Source organism: Marinomonas sp. FW-1 (genome assembly GCF_005222245.1).
GTDB lineage: Bacteria > Pseudomonadota > Gammaproteobacteria > Pseudomonadales > Marinomonadaceae > Marinomonas > Marinomonas alcarazii.
Window position 1 is genome coordinate 2,097,746 of record NZ_CP025987.1, and the last position, 24,271, is coordinate 2,122,016.

A 24,271-nucleotide genomic window follows, 5' to 3' on the forward strand; every position below is an offset into this window, starting at 1 on the left:
TGATGCAAGCCCGATTCACACAAGAACGGGCCAGTTAAATAGTCTAGAGCTAACCTCGGTAATATCGAGAAGGTACAAACGGCATAGACGTCTGAGTCAACGGAATACTCTTTCCTCTGACATTGGCAAACAGCGCCTCACTGGAATCAAGTGATTGGGCAGCCACATAAGCCATCACAATAGGCTTGGCAAGCGTTGGAGAAAAACCACCACTCGTTACAACACCCTTAACCTCTCCGGAAGCATTCACGATCTCAACACCTTCACGAACTGGCGCACGACCATCAGCTAGAAAGCCAACACGTTTTCTAGCTGGTTTATCAGCGAATTGCGCCAAAATAATATCAGCGCCAGGAAAACCACCAGCACGATCACCTTCTAGACGACGTACTTTTTGAATCGCCCAATTAAGCGAAGCTTCTACTGGTGTCGTTGTCGTATCGATATCATGGCCATACAAGCATAAACCAGCTTCAAGACGTAAAGAATCGCGAGCACCAAGACCGATCCACTCTACCTCTTCAAAAGCCAACAAAGCATTTACAAAGTCTTCAGCGTGCTCATTTGGCACAGAAACTTCATAGCCGTCTTCACCAGTGTAACCAGAGCAACTTATCCATAGCTCAACACCCTGCCATGACATTTTTTCGCTTTGCATAAAAGTCATCGTCGCTGCATCAGGCACCATACGAGCAAACACTTCACGAGCTTTTGGCCCCTGAATCGCCAACAAGGATCGATCGTTAACAATCTCAACTTCACAACCGACTAATGTCGACTGCAAATAAGCAAAGTCTTGCTCTTTACAGCCAGCATTAACCACCATAAAAATTTCTTCCCCCCAATTAGCGAACATCAAGTCATCCGTGATGCCACCCTTATCAGTGGTAAACATACCGTAACGCTGCGTACCTTCAGCCAGCCCAAGCACATCAACCGGCAAAATAGCTTCCAGCGCTGCCTTTACGTTTTCACCACGGAGTATCACCTGACCCATATGCGACACATCAAACAATCCCGCATTTTCGCGAGTCCACAAATGTTCTTTCATCACACCCAGTGGGTATTGAACTGGCATTTCATATCCAGCAAATTCAACCATCCTAGCACCAGAAGCAACGTGTAGATCACATAGAGCAGTACGTTTCATAACGAAAACCTTTAATAAAGTAGTAACAATGTCTGTTTCCAATTGGAAACAGAGTATCTAAATTCAGCCAGACTTGACAAGCCCCAAGCCGCATTTATTCACACAACAATTGACATAATCCCAATATTTTCTAAGCAAAATACTAAACAAACGGTCAAATATATTAATAAACAAACTTAAAAAATCCATGTTGATTGGTGTTTCCAATTGGAAACTTTTTCATTATCATAAGCAAAAATGACGTAAACCGAACAATGACTGACGCTCCTAGAAAGATGATCTTTTTTCATCATCATAGACTGCCTTAGTGTTATTATATGCACCACTCATTGTCTTTTTGGCATACATGTTTATTTAAGAGGAATTTCCCCATGGCGAATACCGAAGCTTTTTTCAGCCAAACTTTAGCTCAGCGAGATCCAGAACTTTTTGCGTCAATCGTTGAAGAACAAGAACGCCAAGAAACTGGCATTGAATTGATCGCTTCTGAAAACATCACTTCAAAAGCCGTTCTAGAAGCTCAAGGCTCTGTTCTTACTAACAAATACGCAGAAGGTTATCCGCATCGTCGTTACTACGGTGGCTGTGAAGCGGTTGACGTAACTGAACAACTAGCTATTGACCGTGCCAAAAAACTTTTCAACTGTGAGTTTGCCAACGTTCAGCCTCATTCCGGCGCTCAAGCAAATGGTGCTGTAATGCTAGCATTGCTTCAGCCTGGCGATACCATCATGGGCATGTCATTGTCTTCTGGCGGTCACTTAACTCACGGTGCTGCACCAGCTCAATCTGGCAAATGGTTTAACGCTGTACAATATGAAGTTAGCCCAGAAACATTATTGATCGATTACGATGCTATCGAAGCGCAAGCCCTAGAGTGCAAGCCAAAAATGATTATCGCGGGTGGTTCTGCTATTCCTCGTCAAATCGACTTCAAACGCTTCCGTGAAATTGCAGATAAAGTTGGCGCCTACCTGTTTGTTGATATGGCTCACATTGCTGGCCTTGTTGCAACTGGTGTACACCCATCTCCACTTCCACATGCGCACATTGTTACAACAACAACGCATAAAACGCTTCGCGGCCCACGTGGCGGTATGATTCTTTCCAATGACCTAGATCTTGGCAAGAAAATCAACTCTGCGGTTTTCCCAGGCTACCAAGGTGGTCCATTGATGCACGTTATTGCTGGTAAAGCTGTTGCTTTCGGTGAGGCGTTGAAACCAGAATTTACAGATTACATCAAACAAGTTGTTGCGAATGCGAAAGCACTGGCAGAAGTAATGGTTGAGCGTGGTTGTGACATCGTTACTGGCGGCACCGATACCCACCTAATGCTGGTTGACCTTCGCCCTAAAGGTTTGAAAGGTAATGCGGCAGACGCAGCTCTTGAGCGCGCCGGCATTACTTGTAACAAAAACGGTATCCCATTTGACACAGAGAAACCAATGGTAACGTCTGGCATCCGTCTAGGCACACCAGCGGCAACCTCTCGTGGATTTGGTATTGAAGAATTCCAAAAAGTGGGTCATCTTATCAGTGATGTACTTGATGGCTTGGTTGCAATGCCAGAAGGAAATCCAGAAGTGGAAGCTCGTGTACTTGCAGAAGTAAAAGAACTTTGTAAACGCTTCCCACTTTACCGCTAAAATCACGTACCCAAGAGCCCTCGCTCTTGGGTACTTTTTTAAAGAGGCATAAATACTATGAGCACTATCCCAGAAAACCTTAAATACGCTGACTCTCACGAGTGGGTCCTAGACAATGGCGATGGCACTGTAACAGTGGGCATTACCGACCATGCACAAGACCTACTAGGCGACGTAGTTTACATTGAATTGCCTGATGTTGGCACTGAAGTAACAGCCACAGAACAATTCTCTTTAGTTGAGTCTGTAAAAGCCGCTTCTGACATTTATGCCCCTGTTAATGGCGAAGTAATTGAAGTTAATGACGCTCTAAACGATTCACCAGAGCTAATCAATGAAGCACCTTTTAAAGATGCGTGGATTGCTAAGATCAAGCTCAGTGACCCAGCTGACCTTGACAAACTACTTGATGCTGCAGGCTATTCAGCCACAATCGAATAGCTTCGACTCCAGGCTCTCGCTTCATCCGTATTGAGAGCCTAACTCCCAGATCTAATCTTAATAGGTAATTAAACCATGACCTCGTGCATTCGCGATTTGTTAAACAGTGATGAATTTATTGCTCGCCACATTGGCCCAGACACATCAGAGCAGGCCAAAATGCTATCTACAATTGGCATCAACAGCCTTCCGGAGCTAATCGAAAAGACAGTACCGGAAGCCATTCGTCAAGCAAATCTAAATCTTTCAGCCAACCCTGTTAGTGAAAACGAAGCACTAGTGCAATTAAAGGCCATCGCCAACCAAAACAAAGTGGCACGCTCTTTTATCGGCATGGGCTACCACGACACACATGTACCATCCCCTATTCTACGTAACCTACTAGAAAACCCAGGCTGGTATACTGCTTACACACCTTACCAACCAGAAATCTCCCAAGGCCGCTTGGAAGCACTGTTAAACTTCCAACAAGTAATCATAGATCTAACAGGAATGGAGATTTCCAACGCATCTTTGCTAGACGAAGCAACAGCAGCCGCTGAAGCAATGACACTAATGAAGCGCTCTAACCGCAAGAAGAGTGACACATTATTCGTTGCAAGCCACTGCTTGCCACAGACAATAGATGTCATAAAAACACGTGCCGAACTACTTGAAATTGAAGTCGTTGTTGATGATATCGCGAATTTCGCACAGCACGATGTATTCGGCGCCATTTTTCAATACCCTGGCATTGACGGTACAGTGACGGATTTATCAGCTGTTATTGCACAAGCGCACGAACAAGGCGCACTTGTTAGTATCGCTGTCGACCTACTGTCTCTTGTGCTATTGAAATCACCAGGGGAAATGGGGGCAGACATCGTTTTCGGTTCAGCTCAACGCTTTGGCGTGCCAATGGGCTTTGGTGGCCCACACGCTGCTTTCCTAGCAACCAAAGATGCATTTAAGCGCTCAATGCCAGGCCGTGTTATTGGCGTATCTAAAGACAGCCATGGCAAACCAGCACTCCGCATGGCAATGCAAACACGTGAACAACATATTCGTCGTGAAAAAGCGACATCAAACATTTGTACCGCGCAAGCGCTACTGGCAATGATGGCTGGCTTCTACGCTGTTTATCACGGCCCTGTTGGCCTTAAAAAAATAGCGAATCGTGTTGCAGCGCTTACTAGCTGTTTTGCGAGCGCCGTCCAGGCAAAAGGCTTCACGACAAACTCCAGCTACTTTGACACCGTTATCGTTAACACTGGCGAACAAACTGACAGCATCATGGCAAAAGGTGAAGAGAAGTTAATGAACTTCCACAAGATGTCCGAAAGCCAACTGTCTATCTCTTTAAACGAGACAATTACGCCAAACGATGTGGTCGACTTAGCTGAATGCTTCGGTGCCGAACTAACACTAGAAGGCATTACAAATACTGAAAGCGCTTATGGCTTTGATGCCTCCCTATTGCGTCAAGACGACATTCTTACCCACCCAGTCTTTAACAGCCATCACAGCGAAACCGAATTGATGCGTTATATGCACCAATTGGAAGTCAAAGACATTGCACTCAATCAAAGCATGATCCCACTTGGTTCTTGTACAATGAAGCTAAACGCTGCTTCTGAAATGATTCCAGTTACTTGGGCTGAATTTGGTCGCATCCATCCATTTGCACCAAGCAATCAAGTGTCTGGCTATCATGCATTATTGCAAGAGCTTATCGACATGCTTTCTAAGGCGACGGGGTATGATACCGTTTCTTTGCAACCAAACTCTGGTGCGCAAGGCGAATACGCAGGCCTGATTGCCATCGACAAATATCACAAATCTCGTGGCGACCATGAACGTGATGTTTGCTTGATCCCAAGCTCAGCACACGGAACAAACCCTGCATCAGCGGCATTGGCTGGTATGAAAGTTGTCATTGTAAAATGTGATGAAGACGGCAATATTGACTTAGTTGATCTTGCTGAAAAAGCAGAAAAGCATGCCGCGCAACTTAGCTGCATCATGGCAACATACCCTTCTACTCATGGTGTATTTGAAGAACACATTCGTGAGGTTTGCGACATCGTTCACAAATTTGGCGGACAAGTATACATTGACGGCGCCAACCTAAATGCTCTTGTGGGTGTTGCGCCTCCTGGCTCATTCGGCGGCGACGTGTCCCACCTTAACCTTCACAAAACATTCTGTATTCCACATGGTGGCGGTGGTCCTGGCATGGGTCCAATTGGGGTTAAATCTCACCTTGCACCGTTCCTGCCTGGCCACGCTGTTGCGCCAGTGATGGGCATGCTTGAGCAACACGGAGCCGTGTCAGCAGCACCATATGGTAGCGCAAGCATTCTTGTGATCACTTGGATGTACATCAAAATGATGGGCGACAAAGGTTTGCGTGATGCAACCTTCAACGCCATTTTGAATGCTAACTACATCGCTAAACGCTTAGGCGAGCATTACCCTGTTCTTTACACTGGCAAAAACGGCACTGTGGCACACGAATGCATTATCGACATTCGCCCACTAAAAGCAGAATCAGGCATCAGTGAAGAAGACATTGCTAAGCGCTTGATGGACTTTGGTTTCCATGCTCCAACCATGTCCTTCCCTGTTGCAGGCACATTGATGATCGAACCAACAGAGTCTGAAAACCTAGAAGAGCTAGATCGATTCTGCGATTCAATGATTCAGATTCGCAAAGAGATCAGCAAGGTACAAGCCGGTGAATGGCCTCTTGAAGATAACCCACTAGTCAATGCACCACACACCGCTGACAGCCTTTTGGATGTAGAATGGAATCACGCCTATTCACGTAAAGAAGCGGCTTACCCACTTAATTGGATTAAAGCGCGTAAATACTGGCCGCCAGTCGGCCGCATTGACAACGTTTATGGCGACCGTAATCTATTCTGCGAATGCCCACCAATAAACAGCTACGAAGACTAATCTTCTAAGCAAGTAAAAAGCACTAAAAAAAAGGCGAATCAGCAATGATTCGCCTTTTTTGTTTCATTGGGCATGATGAACCACATCAAGTCCATAAAATAATTAAGATATAAATGGTATTTTATTTATTAAATATGCGCATTACACTTTACTTAATGCTCGACCAAGTAAGCTGAAATAATTATGAAAGGCTTGATTAATACGAAGTCGCTGCTCACCTTGAGGATAAAGACCCAATTTGACCTCTTCAGAATGACGACTACCTCTGACTAAAAACGTGCTGGTGGGTTTGGTGTCTTCTACGAAGGCTTCGAATGCTCTCGCTGCCATCTCTTCTGGTTTGGCGTAATAGATGACTTTTAACTTATGATCGGCTGAGCGAGAGGCTTTAAACAGATTACTTGGCTCATCTCCCTGCTCGCTCAACATAATTGCCTTGAAACATTCTGCTAGCAACAAGTTTAAAGGATGAGGCTTTTTGTTGCGGGACAATTGCAGTTGAGCGCTATTCAACCAGCTCGCAGAAGCAAAATGAGAAGACGATACATGCTGGAACATTTTATCGCCCATGTAATGGTCGAAAGCATGAAACCACTCGTGAGCAAGACTGCCTGCGCCCGCGTTTTTCGCTAGAGATAATTGCCGCGTTGCCGGCACATAATGAGCAGCCACACCAGGTCTTCCGCCTTTTCCATATTGAAGACCCAATGTACCTCGCAAAGATATCAGCACTTCAGGCCCTTGCAAGACAGACATAAGATCCTCAAGCGCCCGATGAAAATTCAACGCCGCGCGATCTCTTTCTTCCGGCGTCACCCAGCGCCCCATTTCAATGCCACGAAAATCAAATTGCCGACGAATCATGACGAAATTAAGAGGGCCTTGACTAATGGACATATAAACTCACTGACTGATTACACCAGATTCAAAATCACTCTAGTGTTTAAACTGCACTAAATTGTCGATCGAACTCTGCGATTTTAGCTCGACGCATCGCCTTTAGATCTTGCAACTGGTCTTCTATTCTATTTTTCATCATCTCAATTCGCTCATGATCTAAACTGGCAGCAGCATCTTCTATTTCACGCTCATACTGATCCAACAATGCATCATAGTCATCTTGATACGCCTCTTCTACCATAGCCAAAGCTACTTGATGCTGATAGCTAAGCGACTTGTCAGAGTGCTTTTGAACGTAGGCCAACGAATTTTCAAAATACAACTGATTTAATGTATCAGGCTGAGCTTGTGAACTTTTAAGTGAATTTCTTCTATCATCAGCCAACACCCTAGCCTGTAATGGCTCTGCTTCATAGCCAATGCCGCTCGCCTGCACCAAACTAACTGTGGCCGTATTCAACACAAGAATCGCGGTAAGAGACTGCAGTTTTCTCAACAAAACTTTCTTCATGCGTACCTTCTTGCCCAATGCGAATGCAATAAATTGAAAGCTTGATTCTATTGAGATGAAACCCTAAGAACAACAGCCTAATAACGGATGCACATTTTAACCTTATCTTTAGCCTTTTTAATGCAAAAGGCGACACTCAACAACAAAAGCATTGCGTGAAAATCATGACCAACCGCTTAAAACATCTCATTTTATGCACATTTTTACTATTTCTAGAGTTCTACTATAACCGCTATGATAGCCTCCTATAATGCGGCTATATAGACAACAAAGATAAGACTAGAACCTAGCCCTCCCACACTCTTTCAGAATCGCTAAGGAAGCAATCCCATGAAAATTTTTCTCGAAAACAGGCTAATAGGCACTAAACTTGGTTTAGGCTTTGGCTCTGTATTATTACTTGCTCTTGTTGTTGGAATGGTCGGTATTTATGGTGTTAACACCCTGCTTAATAGAGCAGATAAAGTCCGACTATCTAATGACTTAAGTAATTCTGTGGCGAATATGCAAATTGCCCGAGCGCGCTTTGCTGATTCAGGATCTACAGAAGATAAAAATCAACTTATTAGTCGAATTGAAACCCTCACCAGCCTCTTAAAAACGAGTGATACTCTGTATGACGGCGCAGACGTTAAAAACCTAATAAATCAAACAAAGCAAAACGTCCTTGAATATCAAAAAGCCCTTACAAACCTTACTAATGCCCGTAAGAAATGGGAAGACATTGATAACGATGCCACCACACTGCTGCGTAATATATTCAATCAATACGCTCAAACCATTCAAGCGCTTCGTCAGCAAAATGACGTTCAAAACATGAATACAGCTTTGGATGCATCAAATAGCTGGTATGCCCTGACATCAGAGATCAACAGCCACGTTGCCAAAAAAGAAAACATCCCTGTTGAACTGGTAACAACAAGATTTCAAGCTGTTGTCAACAAGACAAAAAATCTACAGCTATCAAGTGACTTGCAAAACAGACAGCAGACCATCTTATCTCTTTTAAGCCAATACGAAGAACTTGGGAAAAAAAATCCCGCTGTTAATAGCGAGCTTGTAAGAGCGCAAGAAAAACTAATGAGTCTGTCGTCTAGCATGAGCGATAAAATCGATTCGATTACCGCTCTGCAAGAGCAAAAAAGCAAAAAAGATGGGGAACGCGTTTCAACCCTATTAATCACAGTCACTGTGATCGCTATTTTGATGGGGATATTTTTTGCCTTACTAATCCGTCACTTGATCGTAAACCCAATGAATGAAGTTAAAGCGGCCGTTGAGAAGATAGCTAATGGCGACTTAACCCAAACTCTAAAAACCGATCGTAAAGACGAATTAGGGCAGCTGTACAACGATATTGGCGCAATGAGCCGCACTTTAAACAGGCTCATTTCGGAAGTGGTTACTGGCGTTCTAAATTTAAGCTCAACAAGTGCGCAATTAGAAACCATTTCAAAACAAGGTCAAGCAATGATGCAGTCTCAAAAGGATGAGACAGATCAAGTAGCAACGGCTATCAATGAAATGTCGTCTACCGTTGCAGAGGTCGCCCGCAATGCGGAAACAGCAGCAGAAGCAACCACTAAAACTGATCACATAGTGAATCAAGGTAATTTAAAAGTATCTGACACAGCAAGATCAATTGAGTCTTTAGCGAGCGACTTAAACATCACCAGTACTGCAATGGAGCAATTAAAAACACGTACCGACAACGTTGGCAATGTATTGGAGGTTATTAAAGCCGTTGCAGAACAAACCAATTTACTAGCACTAAATGCCGCAATAGAAGCAGCTCGAGCAGGAGAAGCTGGACGAGGCTTTGCAGTAGTGGCAGACGAAGTACGCGGACTAGCCAGCAGAACACAAAGCTCCGCTAAAGAGATTGAGGATCTAATCGTAGAACTACAAAATGGCGCCCAAGAATCTCTGGATAAAATGCTAATAAGCCGTGATTTATCTACGAAAAACGCCGAACAAGCTAAAGAAGTATTGGAGCTCTTCGCAAACATTAGTGAACAAGTTGGCTACGTCCAAGATATGAACAATCAAATAGCGACAGCAGCCGAGGAACAATCTCAAGTGTCTGATGAGATCAATCGCAGCGTTGAAAATGTTCGCCAGTTAGCTGATCAAACCGCTGAAGGCTCTATTGAATCAGTCTCCGCTGTTAGCAGCTTGAGAGCATTAAGTCATCAACTTAAATCACTGACAGATCGATTCAAAATCTAATCACAGATCTATGTCCCCTGATAAAAACGATCAACAACAGCCATCTCATTCAACATGAATAGATGGCTGTTTTAATTTACAGCTGAATTAGCAAGTACCAACCAATACACACTCAGGCATAGACAAAAAAGACCTGCCGCAGCAAGTCTTTTTATAAACTTAAACATTTAAATCAGTAATGACAAAAAAGTTAAGAAAAAATACCCGTTAACTTTTCATTCATTAAGGTTTGCCACTCTTTATCCAAAGGAGCTTCGAACAACATACGCTCTCCGTTTAGCATGATATCAAGACGTGTCGCATGCAGACACAGACGTTTGAATCCTAGTGCTTTGGTCTCTTTCAATGACTCAGCCGGTGAATATTTATCATCACCTACTATCGGATAGCCAGCATGCAAAGTATGCACGCGAATCTGATGAGTACGCCCTGTTACTGGCTCGCACTCTACTAAACTGTAACCCTCAAACTGACGAACCAATTTAAAGCGAGTTAAACTCTCTTTACCATCAGTGTGGACTCTCACGATACGTTCGCCAGATTGCAGCTCATTTTTCAGCAAAGGGGCATTAACTTGCAATTTTCGCTTCGGCCAGCTGCCATATACCAGAGCAAGGTAAGTTTTTTGTACACCTTCTTTTTCACGTAACGCGGTATGCAACTCTTTTAGAACCGCACGCTTTTTAGCGATCATAATGAGACCAGACGTATCACGATCAAGACGATGAACAAGCTCAATGAATTTCTCTTGCGGTCGCATTTGACGAATAACTTCCACCAAGCCAAAGCTCAAACCACTACCACCATGGACGGCTAATCCAGAAGGTTTATTGACGACGATCAAGCCTTTGTCTTCATAGACAATGCGTGATTCTATCTCGCTCTTGAGTCGATCAGACAATACAGGCTTATCAGATTCTGGCGCAATAACAATCGGGGCAATACGCACGATGTCGTCATTTTGAAGACGGTAGTCCGGCTTGGTACGTTTCTTATTGACGCGGATCTCTCCCTTCCTCAATAAGTTGTATATCTTTCCTTTCGGAACACCTTTTAAAAAGGTAACCAAAAAATTATCGATTCGTTGACCTGTATTATTGTCGTCAATTGTGACGTAACGAACCGCGGGACGCTCTGCTGAATTAAGTTCTGAGTCCGACATAAGCTAAGATTGGTTTCCTTTATAATTGAAGCACTTAGTTTTTACTGTTATATTCACATTCGCAAAGGGTAAGAGGCAACAAAACACCTCGAAGATAAGATGCAAGAATTGAATGACAATTGCCGAAGCGACACTTTGGCCCCTATCTTACCTCTGTAACAGTTAATCTTAAATAATAAACCGCATGATTCGGAAAATTCCGCTTCAGTGGAAGGAACACTCATTAAATTGCTAGACCGCGCGTTCGCGTTGTTTCGTAAAAGCAAGGAAACGAGACCGGTTAAAGAGACTATTTGGTAATAATAACGGCAGCGACCACATGAAAGCGTTTAAGAAACAATAAACGAATCGCGTATTCCTCTAGCCAGAAAAAAACTGAATGACTTACTCTAATTCTGAGTCAGATTTATTAATGGTTACCCTATCACTGTAGTGACTCTTTCGTTTCAGCCCACAGAGTTCACACATATAATGATTAGAATGCTTATTAATGCAACTCAACAAGAAGAGTTGCGAGTCGCCCTAGTAGACGGACAGCGTCTATATGATCTAGATATCGAATCCGGTTCACGCGAACAAAAGAAATCCAACATATATAAAGGCCGTATCACTCGTATCGAACCGAGTTTAGAAGCTGCCTTTGTTGATTTTGGTGCTGATCGCCACGGTTTCCTACCCCTAAAAGAAATTTCCAAAACCTATTTTTCCAAAAAGTCCAATCACGAAGGCCGTATCAACATCAAAGATGTGTTGAGCGAAGGTCAAGAAGTGATAGTGCAAGTAGATAAAGAAGAGCGCGGCAATAAAGGTGCTGCATTAACTACTTTTGTTAGCTTAGCTGGACGTTATTTGGTTTTGATGCCAAATAATCCACGTGCTGGTGGCATTTCTCGTCGTATCGATGGTGATGACAGATCTCACCTAAAAGAGGCAATGTCAGGGCTAAATACACCAGAAAATGGCGGACTTATTGTCCGAACTGCAGGTGTTGGCCGCTCAACAGAAGAACTTCAGTGGGATTTGGATTACCTTGATACTCTATGGTCTTCCATTACTAAAGCGGCATCTGAAAAGCCAGCTCCGTTCTTAATTTATCAAGAAAGTAACATCGTCATTCGCGCTATTCGCGACTACCTACGTGAAGACATTGGCGAAGTTTTAATTGATGAGAAAAGCGCCTACCAAGACGCAATCAATTTCGTTATGCAAGTAATGCCGCACTTTAAGTCGCGCATTAAGATGTACACAGATTCCACTCCTCTGTTTAACCGCTTCCAGATCGAAACTCAGATCGAAACGGCTTTCCAACGCGAAGTTCGCCTACCTTCTGGCGGCTCGATCGTTATCGACCCGACAGAAGCGCTAGTGTCTATTGATATCAACTCTGCCCGTGCTACGAAAGGCGGAGACATCGAAGAAACAGCACTACAAACGAATTTAGAAGCCGCAGACGAAATTGCTCGTCAATTGCGCCTTCGTGACATTGGTGGCTTGGTTGTTATCGATTTCATCGATATGACACCAGTTCGCAACCAAAAAGAAGTTGAAAACCGCATGAAGAACGCCCTAGAAGCGGATCGTGCTCGCGTTCAACTTGGTCGTATCTCTCGTTTTGGCCTGCTAGAAATGTCTCGCCAGCGCTTGCGCCCTTCTCTTGGCGAAACCAGCGGTATCGTTTGTCCTCGCTGTAATGGCCAAGGCTTTATCCGTGACGTTGAATCTCTAGCTCTTTCTGTACTTCGCCTTATCGAAGAAGAATGTTCTAAAGAACGTACCGCTCAAATACGTGCCGTTTTACCTGTATCGGTTGCAACCTTCTTGCTTAACGAGAAGCGTACAAACATCGCTAAAATCGAAAAACGTAACAACGTTCATATCATCCTTGTGCCAAATCCTCATATGGAAACACCGCACTTCGAAGTTGAACGCATTCGTGATGACAGCACTGTTGTAACGCAGAACGAAAACAGCTACTCACTAGTAGAAACACCAGAGCAGCCTCCTTATGAGCCTCGCAAAGCAAATGAGAACGTTCGACCACAGGCCGCTGTAACAAGCATTGCACCAAAATCGCCAGCACCTGAGCATTCAACACCAGCAAGTACTCCTAAAGCTGCTCAAAAGACATCAAGCAAACCAAGCTTGTTTAAACGTATTATGACTGCGCTATTTGGCGAAACACAAACAAACGAAAAACCAAAGAGCACAAGTAAAGCGCCTGCAAACACCAGCGCTCAGGGTGAAAGAAGCAAGTCCAGCAAAAATACGAACAATCGCCCTAATAGAAACAACAAGCGTAACGTTAAACACCAGAACTCAGACAAGGACGACAGCAATGCAGAAAAAGCACGCTCCACTCGTCAATCTCGTCGTGAGCAAGCTGAAGCTGGTAGCAAAAATAATAGCCGTCGCAATAACCGTAATAACAAGCAAGAAACTCAAGATACTCGAGTTGAAAAGCAAGAAGCAGCGGTAAAAGCACCACGCCAACAACCAAAGGAAAAAGACATTCCTGAAGTGAAAGAGCGTAAACGCGACCGTAACGACAATCGTCGTCGTAATGGAAAACTGAAGGATGAAGCATTAGAAGCAACCAAACTACAAGAGCAAGAAGACGCCGCTTTAGTAGAGGCGGCTCAAAACGCAGTAACTGAGAAAAATGAGAACGGTGATGAACCACAACGTCGCTCTCGCCGCTCTCGTCGTTCTCGTCGCCCTCAGAAAGAAGAAAACAACGAGCAACAAGAAAACAATGAATCTGCCAGCACTGATAACACCCAAACGGCTGACACAGTAGCAAACGCAGAAACAACAAAATCTACAGCTCAGAAAGACAATAAGGTCGCCGAAGCAACAGAAGACAAAGCGGAAAAAGTTGCATCCAAAGACACGTCTGAAGACGCTCCTAAGGAAGAAACGCAAGCCGCCATTTCTAAAGAGTCTACTGATGAAACGCCTAAGGGAACTTCAGAAGTAGAAAAAACTAGTGATGAAAAAACAGCTGAAGAAACACCAAAGGAAACTTCAGAAGTTGTTGCTAGCGAAGAACCCCTAAAAGAAACAGCAGAGGCAGCCTCTTCAAAAGATGCGCCTGAAGAAGCTGCTCTTACTAAAGAAAAAACAGAAGCAGTCGTTACTGAAAGCGTGTCCGAAGAAAGCCAAAAGGAATCAACTGAAGCAGCACCTGCAAAAAATGATACTGAAGAAGCTGCTCCTAAAGAAACAACCGAAGTTTTAGCCTCTGAAAGCTTGACGGAAGAAACGCCCAAAGCAACAACTGAAACTGAAACAAAACCAGTGAAGCCAAAGATGTCAGTGAAAGCTCAAATGAGAAAAATTGAGCAAGAAAACGCTGATAACGCTGATAACGCTATAGTTACCACAGAACAATCAGACAGCACAGAAGCTAAAGCAGAAAGTGTTACTGAATCAACTTCTGCAGAAGTTGAGACAGTAAAGGCAACCACTGAAGAAGAGACAAAAGAAGGGAACCCAGAAAACACTGGCCGCCCAACTCGCACTCCTCGACGTGGGCGTGGCAAGCCTGTCGCAAAAGCAGCGAACACTGAAGCTAAAGCTCCAGTAGAGCTTCCGGCTGCCATTTTAGCTCAGCAGGAAAAGCTTCGCTTGGAACAAGAAGAAAAACGTAACGCAGCAACATCGCGTCGCCGAGCATCTTCTGGTCGCGTAAAAAATGACCCGCGAATTTCACGAGAAGAAACAAGTCCTGAGCCAGCCTCTGAGACTAATGCAGAGTAAAACCTGCATGCATTTTTCATGAAATAGAAAAGAGCCCGCCTTATGCGGGCTCTTTTGCAAACAGCATAAAACGGAAGACTTCAACGGACTGATTAGCGAACAATAACGGACAGGTAAGAAAACAATGATCATTGACTTTTCCCGCTTTAAAGACTGGGCTCTTGTAGGCGATTTATTTGGCGGAGCCACCACCGCTATCGTATCTCTGCCACTCGCACTCGCTTTCGGCGTCGCTTCAGGCGCTGGCGCTGAAGCTGGACTTTGGGGGGCCATTCTGGTTGGCCTCTTCGCTGCATTATTCGGCGGTTCAACCAGCCTAATTTCCGAGCCAACAGGGCCAATGACGGTTATCATGACCGCCGTTTTAACCAGCATGCTTGCTAGTAGCCCTGAAGGTGGTGTCGCCATGGCATTTACCGTCGTCATGATCGCAGGCCTATTCCAAATTACTTTAGGCTACTTAAAGCTCGGGAAATACATCACTCTCATGCCATACAGCGTAATATCTGGCTTTATGTCTGGCATCGGCATTATCTTAATTATTTTACAAATAGCTCCTTTCTTGGGGCATTCATCGCCATCAGGTGGTGTGATGGGAACACTAAGCGCCCTGCCCGAACTTATTGTTAACCTTAAATTTTCAGAATTATTTTTAGGCCTACTCACCTTAGGTGTACTGTTTTATCTTCCTAAACACTGGCGCCGATATGTTCCTCCACAACTCGTCGCTTTAGTCGTCATTACCCTGGTTTCGGTTGTACTCTTTAGCGACACTGGCGTTCGTCGTATCGGTACAATCCCATCTGGCCCACCCTCAATTCATTGGCCTAGTTTCGAACGCTCTGTATTTATAGAAATGGTGATAAATGGTTTAGTACTTGGCACCTTAGGCTGCATCGACACACTCCTAACCGCCGTCATTGCCGACAGCCTAACACGCAAAGAGCACGATTCTAATCGGGAACTTATAGGACAAGGTACAGCCAACTTCTTTTCCGGGCTATTAGGCGGCTTACCAGGTGCAGGCGCGACCATGGGAACCGTAGTGAACATCCAGTCTGGTGGCAAATCACCACTGGCCGGCATAACAAGAGCCCTCATCCTATTACTGGTTGTGCTTGGCGCTTCTGACCTTATTAGCCCAATTCCAATGGCCGTATTAGCAGGCATCGCATTGTACGTCGGTATAAATATACTTGACTGGAGCTTTTTAAAACGCGCTCATAAAGTCGCCCTATCCCCTACAATCATCATGTATGGCGTGATGGCATTGACTGTCTTTGTCGACTTAATGGTGGCTGTAGGTATTGGTGTTTTCATTGCCAATATCATGACAATAGAAAAGCTTAGCCGCCTCCAATCTGGTAACGTCAAAGCAATAAGCGATGCCGATGATGACATCCCACTATCCGATGAAGAAAAAGCACTATTAGATCAAGCTGACGGGAAAGTTCTGCTTTTCTATTTATCAGGACCTATGATTTTTGGTGCCAGTAAGGCCATAGCAAAGCATCATAATCGCATACATAACTACAAGGCCGTGGTGCTCGATTTAAGCGCCGTTCCTATGATGGACCTCACCATAGGGCTTGCACTTGAAAACGCCATTAAAGACGCAATAGAAGCCGACTGCGCCGTTTATATATACAGCCCAAACGGTCAGACAACTGAGCGGCTTGAAAAACTTGGTGTCTTGAGCCGACTACCTAACAATGCCTTTTGCGATTCTCGCAAATCCGCCTTAGTACAAGCAGTTAATAACCTAACAACTGCATAACCAAATACATATCCCACAAAACGCTAGACAAAAAAAAGCCGCTTATGAAGCGGCTTTTTTATCAGCTTAACTCTCTTCTTAATTAAAGAGACAAGCGACGAACATCACTTAGCAATGAATTCAAGTAGGTCATAAAGCGACCTGCATCACCACCATTGACTGCTCTGTGGTCATAAGACAAGCACAATGGCAACATTGTACGAGGCTCAAACTCTTTACCATTCCAGCGCGGTTCAATGTCTGCTTTAGAAACACCAAGAATACCCACTTCAGGACAGTTAACGATAGGAGTAAACCCTGTACCGCCAATTGCACCCAAGCTAGAAATAGTAAAACAGCCACCCTGCATGTCTGCAGGTTTCAACTGCTTATCAAGCGCTTTCTTGATCAGTTCGCCAGCTTCTTTTGCAATCTGAACAACTGACTTTTTATCAGCATCACGCAAAACAGGCACAACCAACCCTGCAGGAGAGTCTACCGCAATACCAATGTGCACATAATGCTTCTGAACATAGCTTTGGCCATCAGACATTAGAGACACGTTGAAGCTTGGGTTAGCAACCATAGCTTGCGCAACCGCTTTGATCAGGAATGGAAGAGGCGTCAATTTAACCCCTTGTTTTTCCATCTCGCCTTTCAATCCTTTACGGAAAACTTCAAGATCAGAGATATCCGCTTTGTCAAACTGAGTAACCTGAGGCACAACAAGGGCGTTGCGAACCATATTTTCAGCAGTTAGACGTTGGATTTTGCTCATTTTAACAACTTCGACTTCGCCGAACTTACTAAAATCTTGATCTGGCACAGTTGGCAAACTAGAACCCGTTGCTGCAGCCGCAGGAGCAGATTCTGCTTTTTGAACCGCCGCTTTAACATAAGCGTGCAAGTCTTCTTTCGTAATACGACCACGTGGGCCTGTAGGACGAACAAGAGCAAGATCAACGCCTAGCTCGCGAGCAAGCATGCGCACAGCAGGACCTGCATGAACTTTCTTAGAAGGCTCAGACAACACAGCAGATTGATCTGCCTGTGCTGGTGCTGCTTTCGCCGCACTTGCTTTAGGTGCCTCAGCAGCAGGCGCTGGTGACGCTTTTTCAGCAGCAGGAGCCGCTTCAGCTTTAGGTGCAGAACCACCTTCCACTTCAAGCTCAAGCACGAAATCACCTTCAGAAACCTTGTCACCTACTTTTATAGAAACAGATTTTACCGTTCCTGATTTTGGTGCAGGAATTTCCATAGAAGCTTTATCAGTTTCAAGGACGATAATGGAATCGCCTTCACTGACCTTATCGCCAGCCGCTACTGCCACTTCGATAACTTCTACGCCTTCAGCGCCACCAATGTCAGGAACATTGACTTTTTCAACGCCACCTGAAGCCGATTCAGCAGCTGGAGCTGGAGACTCTGATTTAGGTTCTGCCGCTTTCTCTTCTGCAACTGGAGCAGAAGAAGACTCTGTCAACAATAAAAGAACCTTATCGCCCTCAGAAACCGTGTCACCTTCTTTGATATAAAGCTTCGAAACTTTACCGCTGAAAGGCGCAGGAATATCCATGGACGCTTTATCAGTCTCAAGAACGATGATTGAATCGCCCTCTTGAACCTCATCACCTTCAGCAACACAGACTTCTATAACGTCAACACCTGTCGCTCCACCAATATCAGGTACAGAGACAGTTTGTTCAGAAGACGCTGCAGGCTTTTCTTCGGCAGCAGGCGCTGCTTTTGCAGGTGCTTCTTCTTGCGCTTTTGGTTCTTCAGCAGCAGCTTCGCCACCTTCAACTTCTAGCTCAAGAATCTTATGACCTTCTGAAACAGTATCACCTTCTTTAACACTAATAGCGGTCACTTTACCCGCTAGTGGAGAAGGTACGTCCATAGACGCTTTGTCTGTTTCTAATACAATAATCGCTTGGTCAACTTCGATTATGTCGCCAACTTGAACGCTAACTTCGATTACTTCGACGTTATCTGCACCACCAATATCTGGCACTTGAATGATTTCAGTACTCACAGAAATCTCCTTTGTCTTATAGACGCATCAAACTTAAAACCACATCCAGCTTGAAATAGACCTCAAGCTGGATGCCTAGATTGTCAGGCAATTAGCAAGTTACTGGATTCGGCTTTTCAGGGTCTAAGCCAAATTTAGCAATCGCTTCACTAACTACAGATGCATCAATCACACCGTCTTTTGCAAGGGCATTCAAAGCTGAAACAACAACCCAATAGCGGTTCACTTCAAAGAAATGACGCAATTGAGCACGAGTATCACTGCGACCAAAGCCATCTGTACCTAATACGTTATAAGTCGTATTGATAAAAGGACGAATTTGATCTGCGAACAACTTAACATGGTCAGTAGAAGCGATTACTGGACCATTTCCGTTCAAGCAAGACTCGACATAAGACACGCGAGGCTCTTGTTCAGGGTGAAGCATGTTCCAACGGTTTACATCAAGACCTTCACGACGCAACTCATTGAAAGACGTTACACTCCATACATCAGAGTTAATACCGTAATCGTTAAACAGAATCTCAGCAGCCGCTTCTACTTCACGAAGAATCACACCAGAACCAAGTAATTGAACTTGTTTCTTGTTGGCTTTCTTAGCATGAGATTTAAGTTTATACATCCCTTTGATAATGCCTTCTTCAACACCTTCAGGCATATCTTCATGGGTATAGTTTTCGTTCATTACTGTTAGGTAATAGAAAACACTTTCTTTCTCTTTATACATACGGCGCAAGCCATCTTGCATGATAACCGCAACTTCGTATGAATAAGTTGGATCATAAGACACACAATTTGGGATAGTGCCAGCAAGAATGTGGGAATGACCATCTTCGTGCTGCAAACCTTCACCGTTAAGTGTTGTACGACCCGCTGTTGCACCAATCAAGAAACCACGAGCCTGAGAATCACCTGCCGCCCAAGCCAAGTCACCAACACGTTGGAAACCAAACATTGAGTAGTAAATGTACACAGGAATCATTGGCAGATTGCTGTTGCTGTAAGAAGTTGCTAATGCCAACCATGCAGAGAATGCACCTGGTTCATTAATACCTTCTTGCAAAATTTGCCCATCAGCAGATTCTTTGTAATACATAATCTGAGTATGGTCATGCGGTGTATAACGCTGACCTTCAGATGTGTAGATACCTAGCTGACGGAACATACCTTCCATACCAAAGGTACGAGCTTCATCCGCAACGATTGGCACAACACGCTTACCAATTTCTTTGTCTTTAACCATAACATTCAATGCACGCACGAATGCCATCGTTGTAGAGATTTCACGACCGTTTGTACCAGCGATCTGAGACTTGAAGGCTTCCAAAGATGGAACCTCTAGTGCTTCACAATCACGACGACGCACAGGGAAATCACCATGCAATGCTTTACGACGTGAGCGCAAGTATTGCATTTCTGGGCTATCTTCTGCTGGGCGGTAGTAAGGAAGATCTTTCAGTTCTTCATCACTGATAGGAATACCAAACTTGTCACGGAACTGAGCCAAAGACTCCTCATCCAGTTTCTTAGTTTGGTGCGCCGTATTTTGCGCTTCAGCCGCTTTGAACATGCCGTAACCTTTAACGGTTTGCGCCAAGATAACGGTCGGCTGACCCTTGTGAGAAGTTGCCTCAGCGTAAGCTGCGTATACTTTATATGGATCATGTCCACCACGGTTAAGATTCATGATCTCATCATCAGTCATGTCTTTAACCATCTCTAGCAATTCTGGGTATTTGCCAAAGAAGTGTTCACGAGTATATGCGCCACCATTTGCTTTGTAGTTCTGAAGTTCGCCATCGCATACTTCATTCATACGCTTAATTAGCAGGCCTTTGTCATCTTTCTCGAACAAAGGATCCCAATGACGACCCCAAAGACACTTGATAACGTTCCAGCCAGCGCCACGGAATACACCTTCAAGCTCCTGAACAATTTTGCTGTTACCACGTACAGGTCCGTCTAGACGCTGTAGGTTACAGTTGATCACGAAAATAAGGTTGTCCAGTTTTTCACGGCCAGCAAGCGCAATTGCACCTAAAGACTCTGGCTCATCACACTCACCATCGCCAAGGAAAGCCCATACTTTACGGTCACCTTGATCAATCAAACCACGGCTATGCTGATATTTCATAACGTGTGCTTGATAAATGGCTTGCAAAGGCCCTAGACCCATAGAAACCGTAGGGAACTGCCAGTAGTCAGGCATCAACCAAGGGTGTGGGTAAGAAGAGATACCTTTGCCATCTACTTCACGACGGAAGTTATCAAGCTGCTCATCTGTCAGACGCCCTTCAATGTATGAACGTGCATAAATACCAGGAGAAATATGGCCTTGGAAAAAAACCATATCTGCTTCTTGCTTACCGTCACTACCACGGAAAAAGTGGTTAAAACCGATATCATAAAGCGTTGCGGCTGAAGAAAAACTCGTAATGTGGCCACCAAGTGTTGAGTCAACACGGTTAGCTTTCATTACCATAGCCAATGCATTCCAACGAATTATGGAACGTATACGACGCTCCATAAATACGTCACCGGGCAACGGCTTCTGATTTTCAGGAGCTATCGTATTTCGGTATGGCGTCGTGATAGACGACGGCATTGACGTACCTGCTTTTGAAGCTTCATTCGTCAAATGATTTAAAATGTATTGTGCGCGTTCAGGACCTTCTTCGCGAAGGACAGACTCAAGCGCATCGACCCACTCTTTCGTTTCAATTGGATCGATGTCTTCGAGAATATGCTGCTCAGTCATCGTGTTAATAACTCCCGCTATTAGAACAGATACTTAACCTACCAAGGACATTATGTGTGTTTAAGCCTTGGAGGCTACTTAAACGAACCATCGGAACTCATATGAATAGCCATAAATAAGTTCCAGCCGACTTCGGATAAAACGACACCCTACTTTATTGGTACTTAAAGCGTCGTTTTTATCCGTTTCAATGGCAACATTTGTTGTTTTATTTTTATTTCCATTGTATCGACCACTAGTTTACCTAGTCGGATCGCTTCCAATTCGGATTTGGTTCATCAAATCCAACATTAAGTTTCTACATGCAACTAGCCTTACTAAATGCATATAAAAATTCAAAACTGTTTACTTAGATAAGTAAGAGAACATGATTTAAGTGCTTTGCACTTAAGATCTTTTACCAAAGTTTTACCTTTCGGAACACTTTCTTCCATCTTAGAAGAGTCTAATTCGGGCGTAAGATTAACACCTAATCAAGAGATCGCCTAGCCACTGACACCAAGATTGAAATATTCAGAGCAATTTTCACCTTCTGAACTTTGCAAAAAATCGACAAAAGACAGATAAAAAACACGTTAATCCAAGGAAAACTAGGTCTCTCCACCAAAAATTCAGAGAGAATATGAGGTGTATAACTTGTGTGAATCTTGCCCATTTTTCACATTAGGCTTGTACCGATTTCACAATAAAGCAAGATTTTACATCTATATAATAGCTATAATGCCATAAAATCCCGTCCCCAACCACGCCCCAGTATAGGATTCAATTGAATCACCCGAGCTAGCCATAAAAATACTGACTCCCACGACGACCCCTTTTTATAGAAATACTACTCAAATCAATTAATTTCGTCGGATCAGCACTGACGATCTATCAATATAAGGCTACAATAGCGTTTTAACTTCACGCGACGAACTAGGATTGCACATGACTCTTTTGAGCCCCCTTTTAACCAAACACATCCAATCGCAAGTTACTTTTGCATTAGAGGAAGACATCGGCTTAGGAGACATAACCGCTCAACTCATTCCTGACAATCAACAAATCACCGCAACAATAATCAGTCGTGAGCCCGCCATACTATGTGGCCAAGCGTGGGTTAACGAAGTATTTTCCCAATTAGGCAATAATGTCACCCTTACTTGGCATAACAAAGACGGTGATTTATTAACACCAAATACACCATTTATAACGATTCAAGGACATGCAAGAACAATTCTAACTGGCGAACGTACGGCGCTAAATTTTCTACAAACCTTGTCTTACACGGCTACGGTTACACACCAATACAGCGAGATTGTCTCTAATACGGCACTGACCATACTGGACACTCGAAAAACATTGCCCGGCATGCGTCAAGCACAAAAGTACGCCGTAACCATTGGTGGTGGAAAAAATCATCGCATTGGTCTGTACGATGCGTTTTTAATAAAAGAGAACCACATCATGGCGGCAGGCTCTATAGCAAATGCCGTTAGCATGGCGAAACAAATTGCACCAGGCAAAACTATTGAAGTGGAAACTGAAAACCTTAACGAAGTAGCAATGGCCGTTGCAGCGGGTGCTGACATTATCATGTTAGATAACTTTTCATATGAAGATATGAGCAAAGCGGTGAGCGACTTTAAAGGGCAAGTTAAATTTGAAGCGTCTGGCAATATGGATAAAGATCAACTTTTAAAAGTGGCTGCCACCGGTGTTGACTTTGTGTCAATTGGCGCTTTAACAAAACATGTTCAAGCAATCGATCTGTCATTGCGCGTATCTCAGGAAACACTATGAAAGATAGTATTTTAGTTATCAATTGCGGAAGTTCATCTCTAAAGTTTGCCATTCTAGCCAATGCCGGACAAGAAACCTTGGTTGAAGGCATTGCGGATAGATTAGGGACAGATGAAAGCAGCATCACGTTTAAATTTAAAGGCCAAAAGAGCGAAGTTAGTTTAGAAGATGGCAGCCATAAAAATGCCGTAAATCAAATCAAAATCTGGCTCAGTAGTCACCCAATTATAGAGCGCTCATTAGCGGGTATTGGCCACAGAGTGGTTCATGGTGGTGAAACCTTCAGTAAATCTGTGCTTATTGATCAAGATGTTATTGCTGGCATCAAACAGTGCTCTCAGTTTGCACCATTACATAACCCCGCCCATGTTAAAGGCATAGAGGTCGCTTTTGAACTTTTCCCAGGCCTTCCCCAGGTCGCCGTATTTGATACAGCTTTTCATCAGACACTGGCGCCCGAGCAGTATTTATACCCGATTCCAATGCACTTCTATCGAGAGCATCATTTTCGCAAATATGGCTTCCACGGCACAAGTTATCGATATATAAGTCAGCGATTAGCGCATATTGCCAAAGGCAGTGATCAACAAGGCGTGCTTGTGGCTCACCTTGGTAACGGTGCAAGCACTTGTGCGATTAATCAAGGCAAATCTTCCGATACCAGTATGGGCATCACGCCATTAGAAGGCCTAATGATGGGAACGCGCTCTGGTAGCCTAGATCCGAGCCTACTGTCATTTATTAGCCAAGCTGAAAACATTTCCTTTGAATCCGCACTTGATATCTTAAATAAACAGAGCGGCCTACTTGGTGTGTCAGAGATTTCCAATGACTGTCGGACCTTAGAAGAAGCTATGGAGTCTGGAGACCAAAGAGCTAAGTTGGCTTTAGACATGTTTGCCGCTAGAACAGCGAAACATTTAGCCAGTGTGGCCACGACTTTAATAAGTATTGATCATTTGGTATTTACAGGTGGTATAGGCGAAAATTCAAGCTATTTACGTCAAGCTATCTGTAATCATTTGAAAGCACTAAATATCCGTATAGACTCAGAAGTAAATGACAATGCCCCTCGTGGCGAAACGTTGAATATTAGCGCGAAAGATAGTCATACCAATGTTTGGATTATTCCAACGAATGAAGAGCTAATGATTGCGCTCGATACAATAAGCTTGATTCAACATTAAACAACATAACGC

Annotated in this window: 14 protein-coding genes; 8 read left to right on the forward strand and 6 right to left on the reverse strand. The window is 44.0% G+C overall.

Going from position 1 to position 24,271, the window contains the following annotated elements:
• Positions 1-49: 49 nt before the first annotated feature.
• Positions 50-1,150, reverse strand: coding sequence for a glycine cleavage system aminomethyltransferase GcvT (gcvT, locus tag C1X04_RS09885; protein WP_137169807.1), 1,101 nt, complete (start codon positions 1,148-1,150; stop codon positions 50-52).
• A 371-nt stretch (positions 1,151-1,521) separates the two neighbouring features.
• On the opposite strand from gcvT, the gene glyA reads away from it, so the two are divergent.
• The 3 genes from glyA (at position 1,522) to gcvP (ending at position 6,180) form a co-directional block, all read left to right on the forward strand.
• Positions 1,522-2,799 (forward strand): serine hydroxymethyltransferase, encoded by a 1,278-nt coding sequence (gene glyA / locus C1X04_RS09890; RefSeq protein ID WP_110572701.1) that lies wholly within the window; start codon positions 1,522-1,524, stop codon positions 2,797-2,799.
• A 57-nt stretch (positions 2,800-2,856) separates the two neighbouring features.
• Positions 2,857-3,240 carry a glycine cleavage system protein GcvH gene (gene gcvH, locus C1X04_RS09895; RefSeq protein ID WP_110572703.1) on the forward strand — a complete coding sequence of 128 codons (384 nt, stop codon included), beginning with the start codon at positions 2,857-2,859 and terminating at the stop codon, positions 3,238-3,240.
• 75 nt (positions 3,241-3,315) lie between these two features.
• Positions 3,316-6,180 (forward strand): aminomethyl-transferring glycine dehydrogenase, encoded by a 2,865-nt coding sequence (gene gcvP, locus C1X04_RS09900; protein WP_137169808.1) that lies wholly within the window; start codon positions 3,316-3,318, stop codon positions 6,178-6,180.
• Between the two features lie 141 nt (positions 6,181-6,321).
• Here gcvP and C1X04_RS09905 read toward each other — a convergent pair whose 3' ends face one another.
• On the reverse strand, positions 6,322-7,077 hold the full coding sequence (locus C1X04_RS09905) for a CLCA_X family protein (protein WP_137169809.1): 756 nt from the start codon (positions 7,075-7,077) through the stop codon (positions 6,322-6,324).
• A 46-nt stretch (positions 7,078-7,123) separates the two neighbouring features.
• Complete coding sequence (locus C1X04_RS09910) at positions 7,124-7,591, reverse strand: hypothetical protein (RefSeq protein ID WP_137169810.1); 468 nt, start codon at positions 7,589-7,591, stop codon at positions 7,124-7,126.
• Positions 7,592-7,921: 330 nt separating this feature from the next.
• On the opposite strand from C1X04_RS09910, the gene C1X04_RS09915 reads away from it, so the two are divergent.
• Positions 7,922-9,820, forward strand: coding sequence for a methyl-accepting chemotaxis protein (locus C1X04_RS09915; RefSeq protein ID WP_137169811.1), 1,899 nt, complete (start codon positions 7,922-7,924; stop codon positions 9,818-9,820).
• A 190-nt stretch (positions 9,821-10,010) separates the two neighbouring features.
• On the opposite strand, the gene rluC is transcribed toward C1X04_RS09915, so the two are convergent.
• Positions 10,011-10,982, reverse strand: a complete 972-nt coding sequence (gene rluC, locus C1X04_RS09920) for a 23S rRNA pseudouridine(955/2504/2580) synthase RluC (RefSeq protein WP_110572713.1) — start codon at positions 10,980-10,982, stop codon at positions 10,011-10,013.
• 471 nt (positions 10,983-11,453) lie between these two features.
• Here rluC and rne point away from each other — a divergent pair, with 471 nt between their 5' ends.
• Together rne and C1X04_RS09930 are read left to right on the forward strand one after the other, a co-directional pair.
• Positions 11,454-14,741 carry a ribonuclease E gene (rne, locus tag C1X04_RS09925; RefSeq protein WP_137169812.1) on the forward strand — a complete coding sequence of 1,096 codons (3,288 nt, stop codon included), beginning with the start codon at positions 11,454-11,456 and terminating at the stop codon, positions 14,739-14,741.
• 124 nt (positions 14,742-14,865) lie between these two features.
• Positions 14,866-16,518, forward strand: a complete 1,653-nt coding sequence (locus tag C1X04_RS09930; RefSeq protein WP_137169813.1) for a SulP family inorganic anion transporter — start codon at positions 14,866-14,868, stop codon at positions 16,516-16,518.
• Positions 16,519-16,600: 82 nt separating this feature from the next.
• On the opposite strand, the gene aceF is transcribed toward C1X04_RS09930, so the two are convergent.
• Both aceF and aceE read right to left on the reverse strand, forming a co-directional pair.
• Positions 16,601-18,532, reverse strand: a complete 1,932-nt coding sequence (aceF, locus tag C1X04_RS09935) for a dihydrolipoyllysine-residue acetyltransferase (RefSeq protein ID WP_137169814.1) — start codon at positions 18,530-18,532, stop codon at positions 16,601-16,603.
• Positions 18,533-18,623: 91 nt separating this feature from the next.
• A complete protein-coding gene (gene aceE / locus C1X04_RS09940) occupies positions 18,624-21,290 on the reverse strand; it encodes a pyruvate dehydrogenase (acetyl-transferring), homodimeric type (RefSeq protein ID WP_137169815.1) in 2,667 nt (888 codons plus the stop codon).
• Positions 21,291-22,217: 927 nt separating this feature from the next.
• Between aceE and nadC the strand changes: the two genes are divergently transcribed.
• Positions 22,218-23,072, forward strand: coding sequence for a carboxylating nicotinate-nucleotide diphosphorylase (gene nadC, locus C1X04_RS09945; protein WP_110572723.1), 855 nt, complete (start codon positions 22,218-22,220; stop codon positions 23,070-23,072).
• The gene (locus tag C1X04_RS09950) at positions 23,069-24,259 is read left to right on the forward strand and encodes an acetate/propionate family kinase (protein WP_110572725.1); all 1,191 of its coding nucleotides are present in this window, start codon (positions 23,069-23,071) and stop codon (positions 24,257-24,259) included. The genes nadC and C1X04_RS09950 overlap by 4 nt, the downstream gene beginning before the upstream one ends.
• Positions 24,260-24,271: the final 12 nt, after the last annotated feature.

Bases quoted from the DNA above. Each gene is read 5' to 3' on its own strand.
- gcvT (WP_137169807.1), bottom strand. From the start codon at position 1,150: ATGAAACGTACTGCTCTATGTGATCTACACGTTGCTTCTGGTGCTAGG.
- glyA (WP_110572701.1), top strand. From the start codon at position 1,522: ATGGCGAATACCGAAGCTTTTTTCAGCCAAACTTTAGCTCAGCGAGAT.
- gcvH (WP_110572703.1), top strand. From the start codon at position 2,857: ATGAGCACTATCCCAGAAAACCTTAAATACGCTGACTCTCACGAGTGG.
- gcvP (WP_137169808.1), top strand. From the start codon at position 3,316: ATGACCTCGTGCATTCGCGATTTGTTAAACAGTGATGAATTTATTGCT.
- C1X04_RS09905 (WP_137169809.1), bottom strand. From the start codon at position 7,077: ATGTCCATTAGTCAAGGCCCTCTTAATTTCGTCATGATTCGTCGGCAA.
- C1X04_RS09910 (WP_137169810.1), bottom strand. From the start codon at position 7,591: ATGAAGAAAGTTTTGTTGAGAAAACTGCAGTCTCTTACCGCGATTCTT.
- C1X04_RS09915 (WP_137169811.1), top strand. From the start codon at position 7,922: ATGAAAATTTTTCTCGAAAACAGGCTAATAGGCACTAAACTTGGTTTA.
- rluC (WP_110572713.1), bottom strand. From the start codon at position 10,982: ATGTCGGACTCAGAACTTAATTCAGCAGAGCGTCCCGCGGTTCGTTAC.
- rne (WP_137169812.1), top strand. From the start codon at position 11,454: ATGATTAGAATGCTTATTAATGCAACTCAACAAGAAGAGTTGCGAGTC.
- C1X04_RS09930 (WP_137169813.1), top strand. From the start codon at position 14,866: ATGATCATTGACTTTTCCCGCTTTAAAGACTGGGCTCTTGTAGGCGAT.
- aceE (WP_137169815.1), bottom strand. From the start codon at position 21,290: ATGACTGAGCAGCATATTCTCGAAGACATCGATCCAATTGAAACGAAA.
- nadC (WP_110572723.1), top strand. From the start codon at position 22,218: ATGACTCTTTTGAGCCCCCTTTTAACCAAACACATCCAATCGCAAGTT.
- C1X04_RS09950 (WP_110572725.1), top strand. From the start codon at position 23,069: ATGAAAGATAGTATTTTAGTTATCAATTGCGGAAGTTCATCTCTAAAG.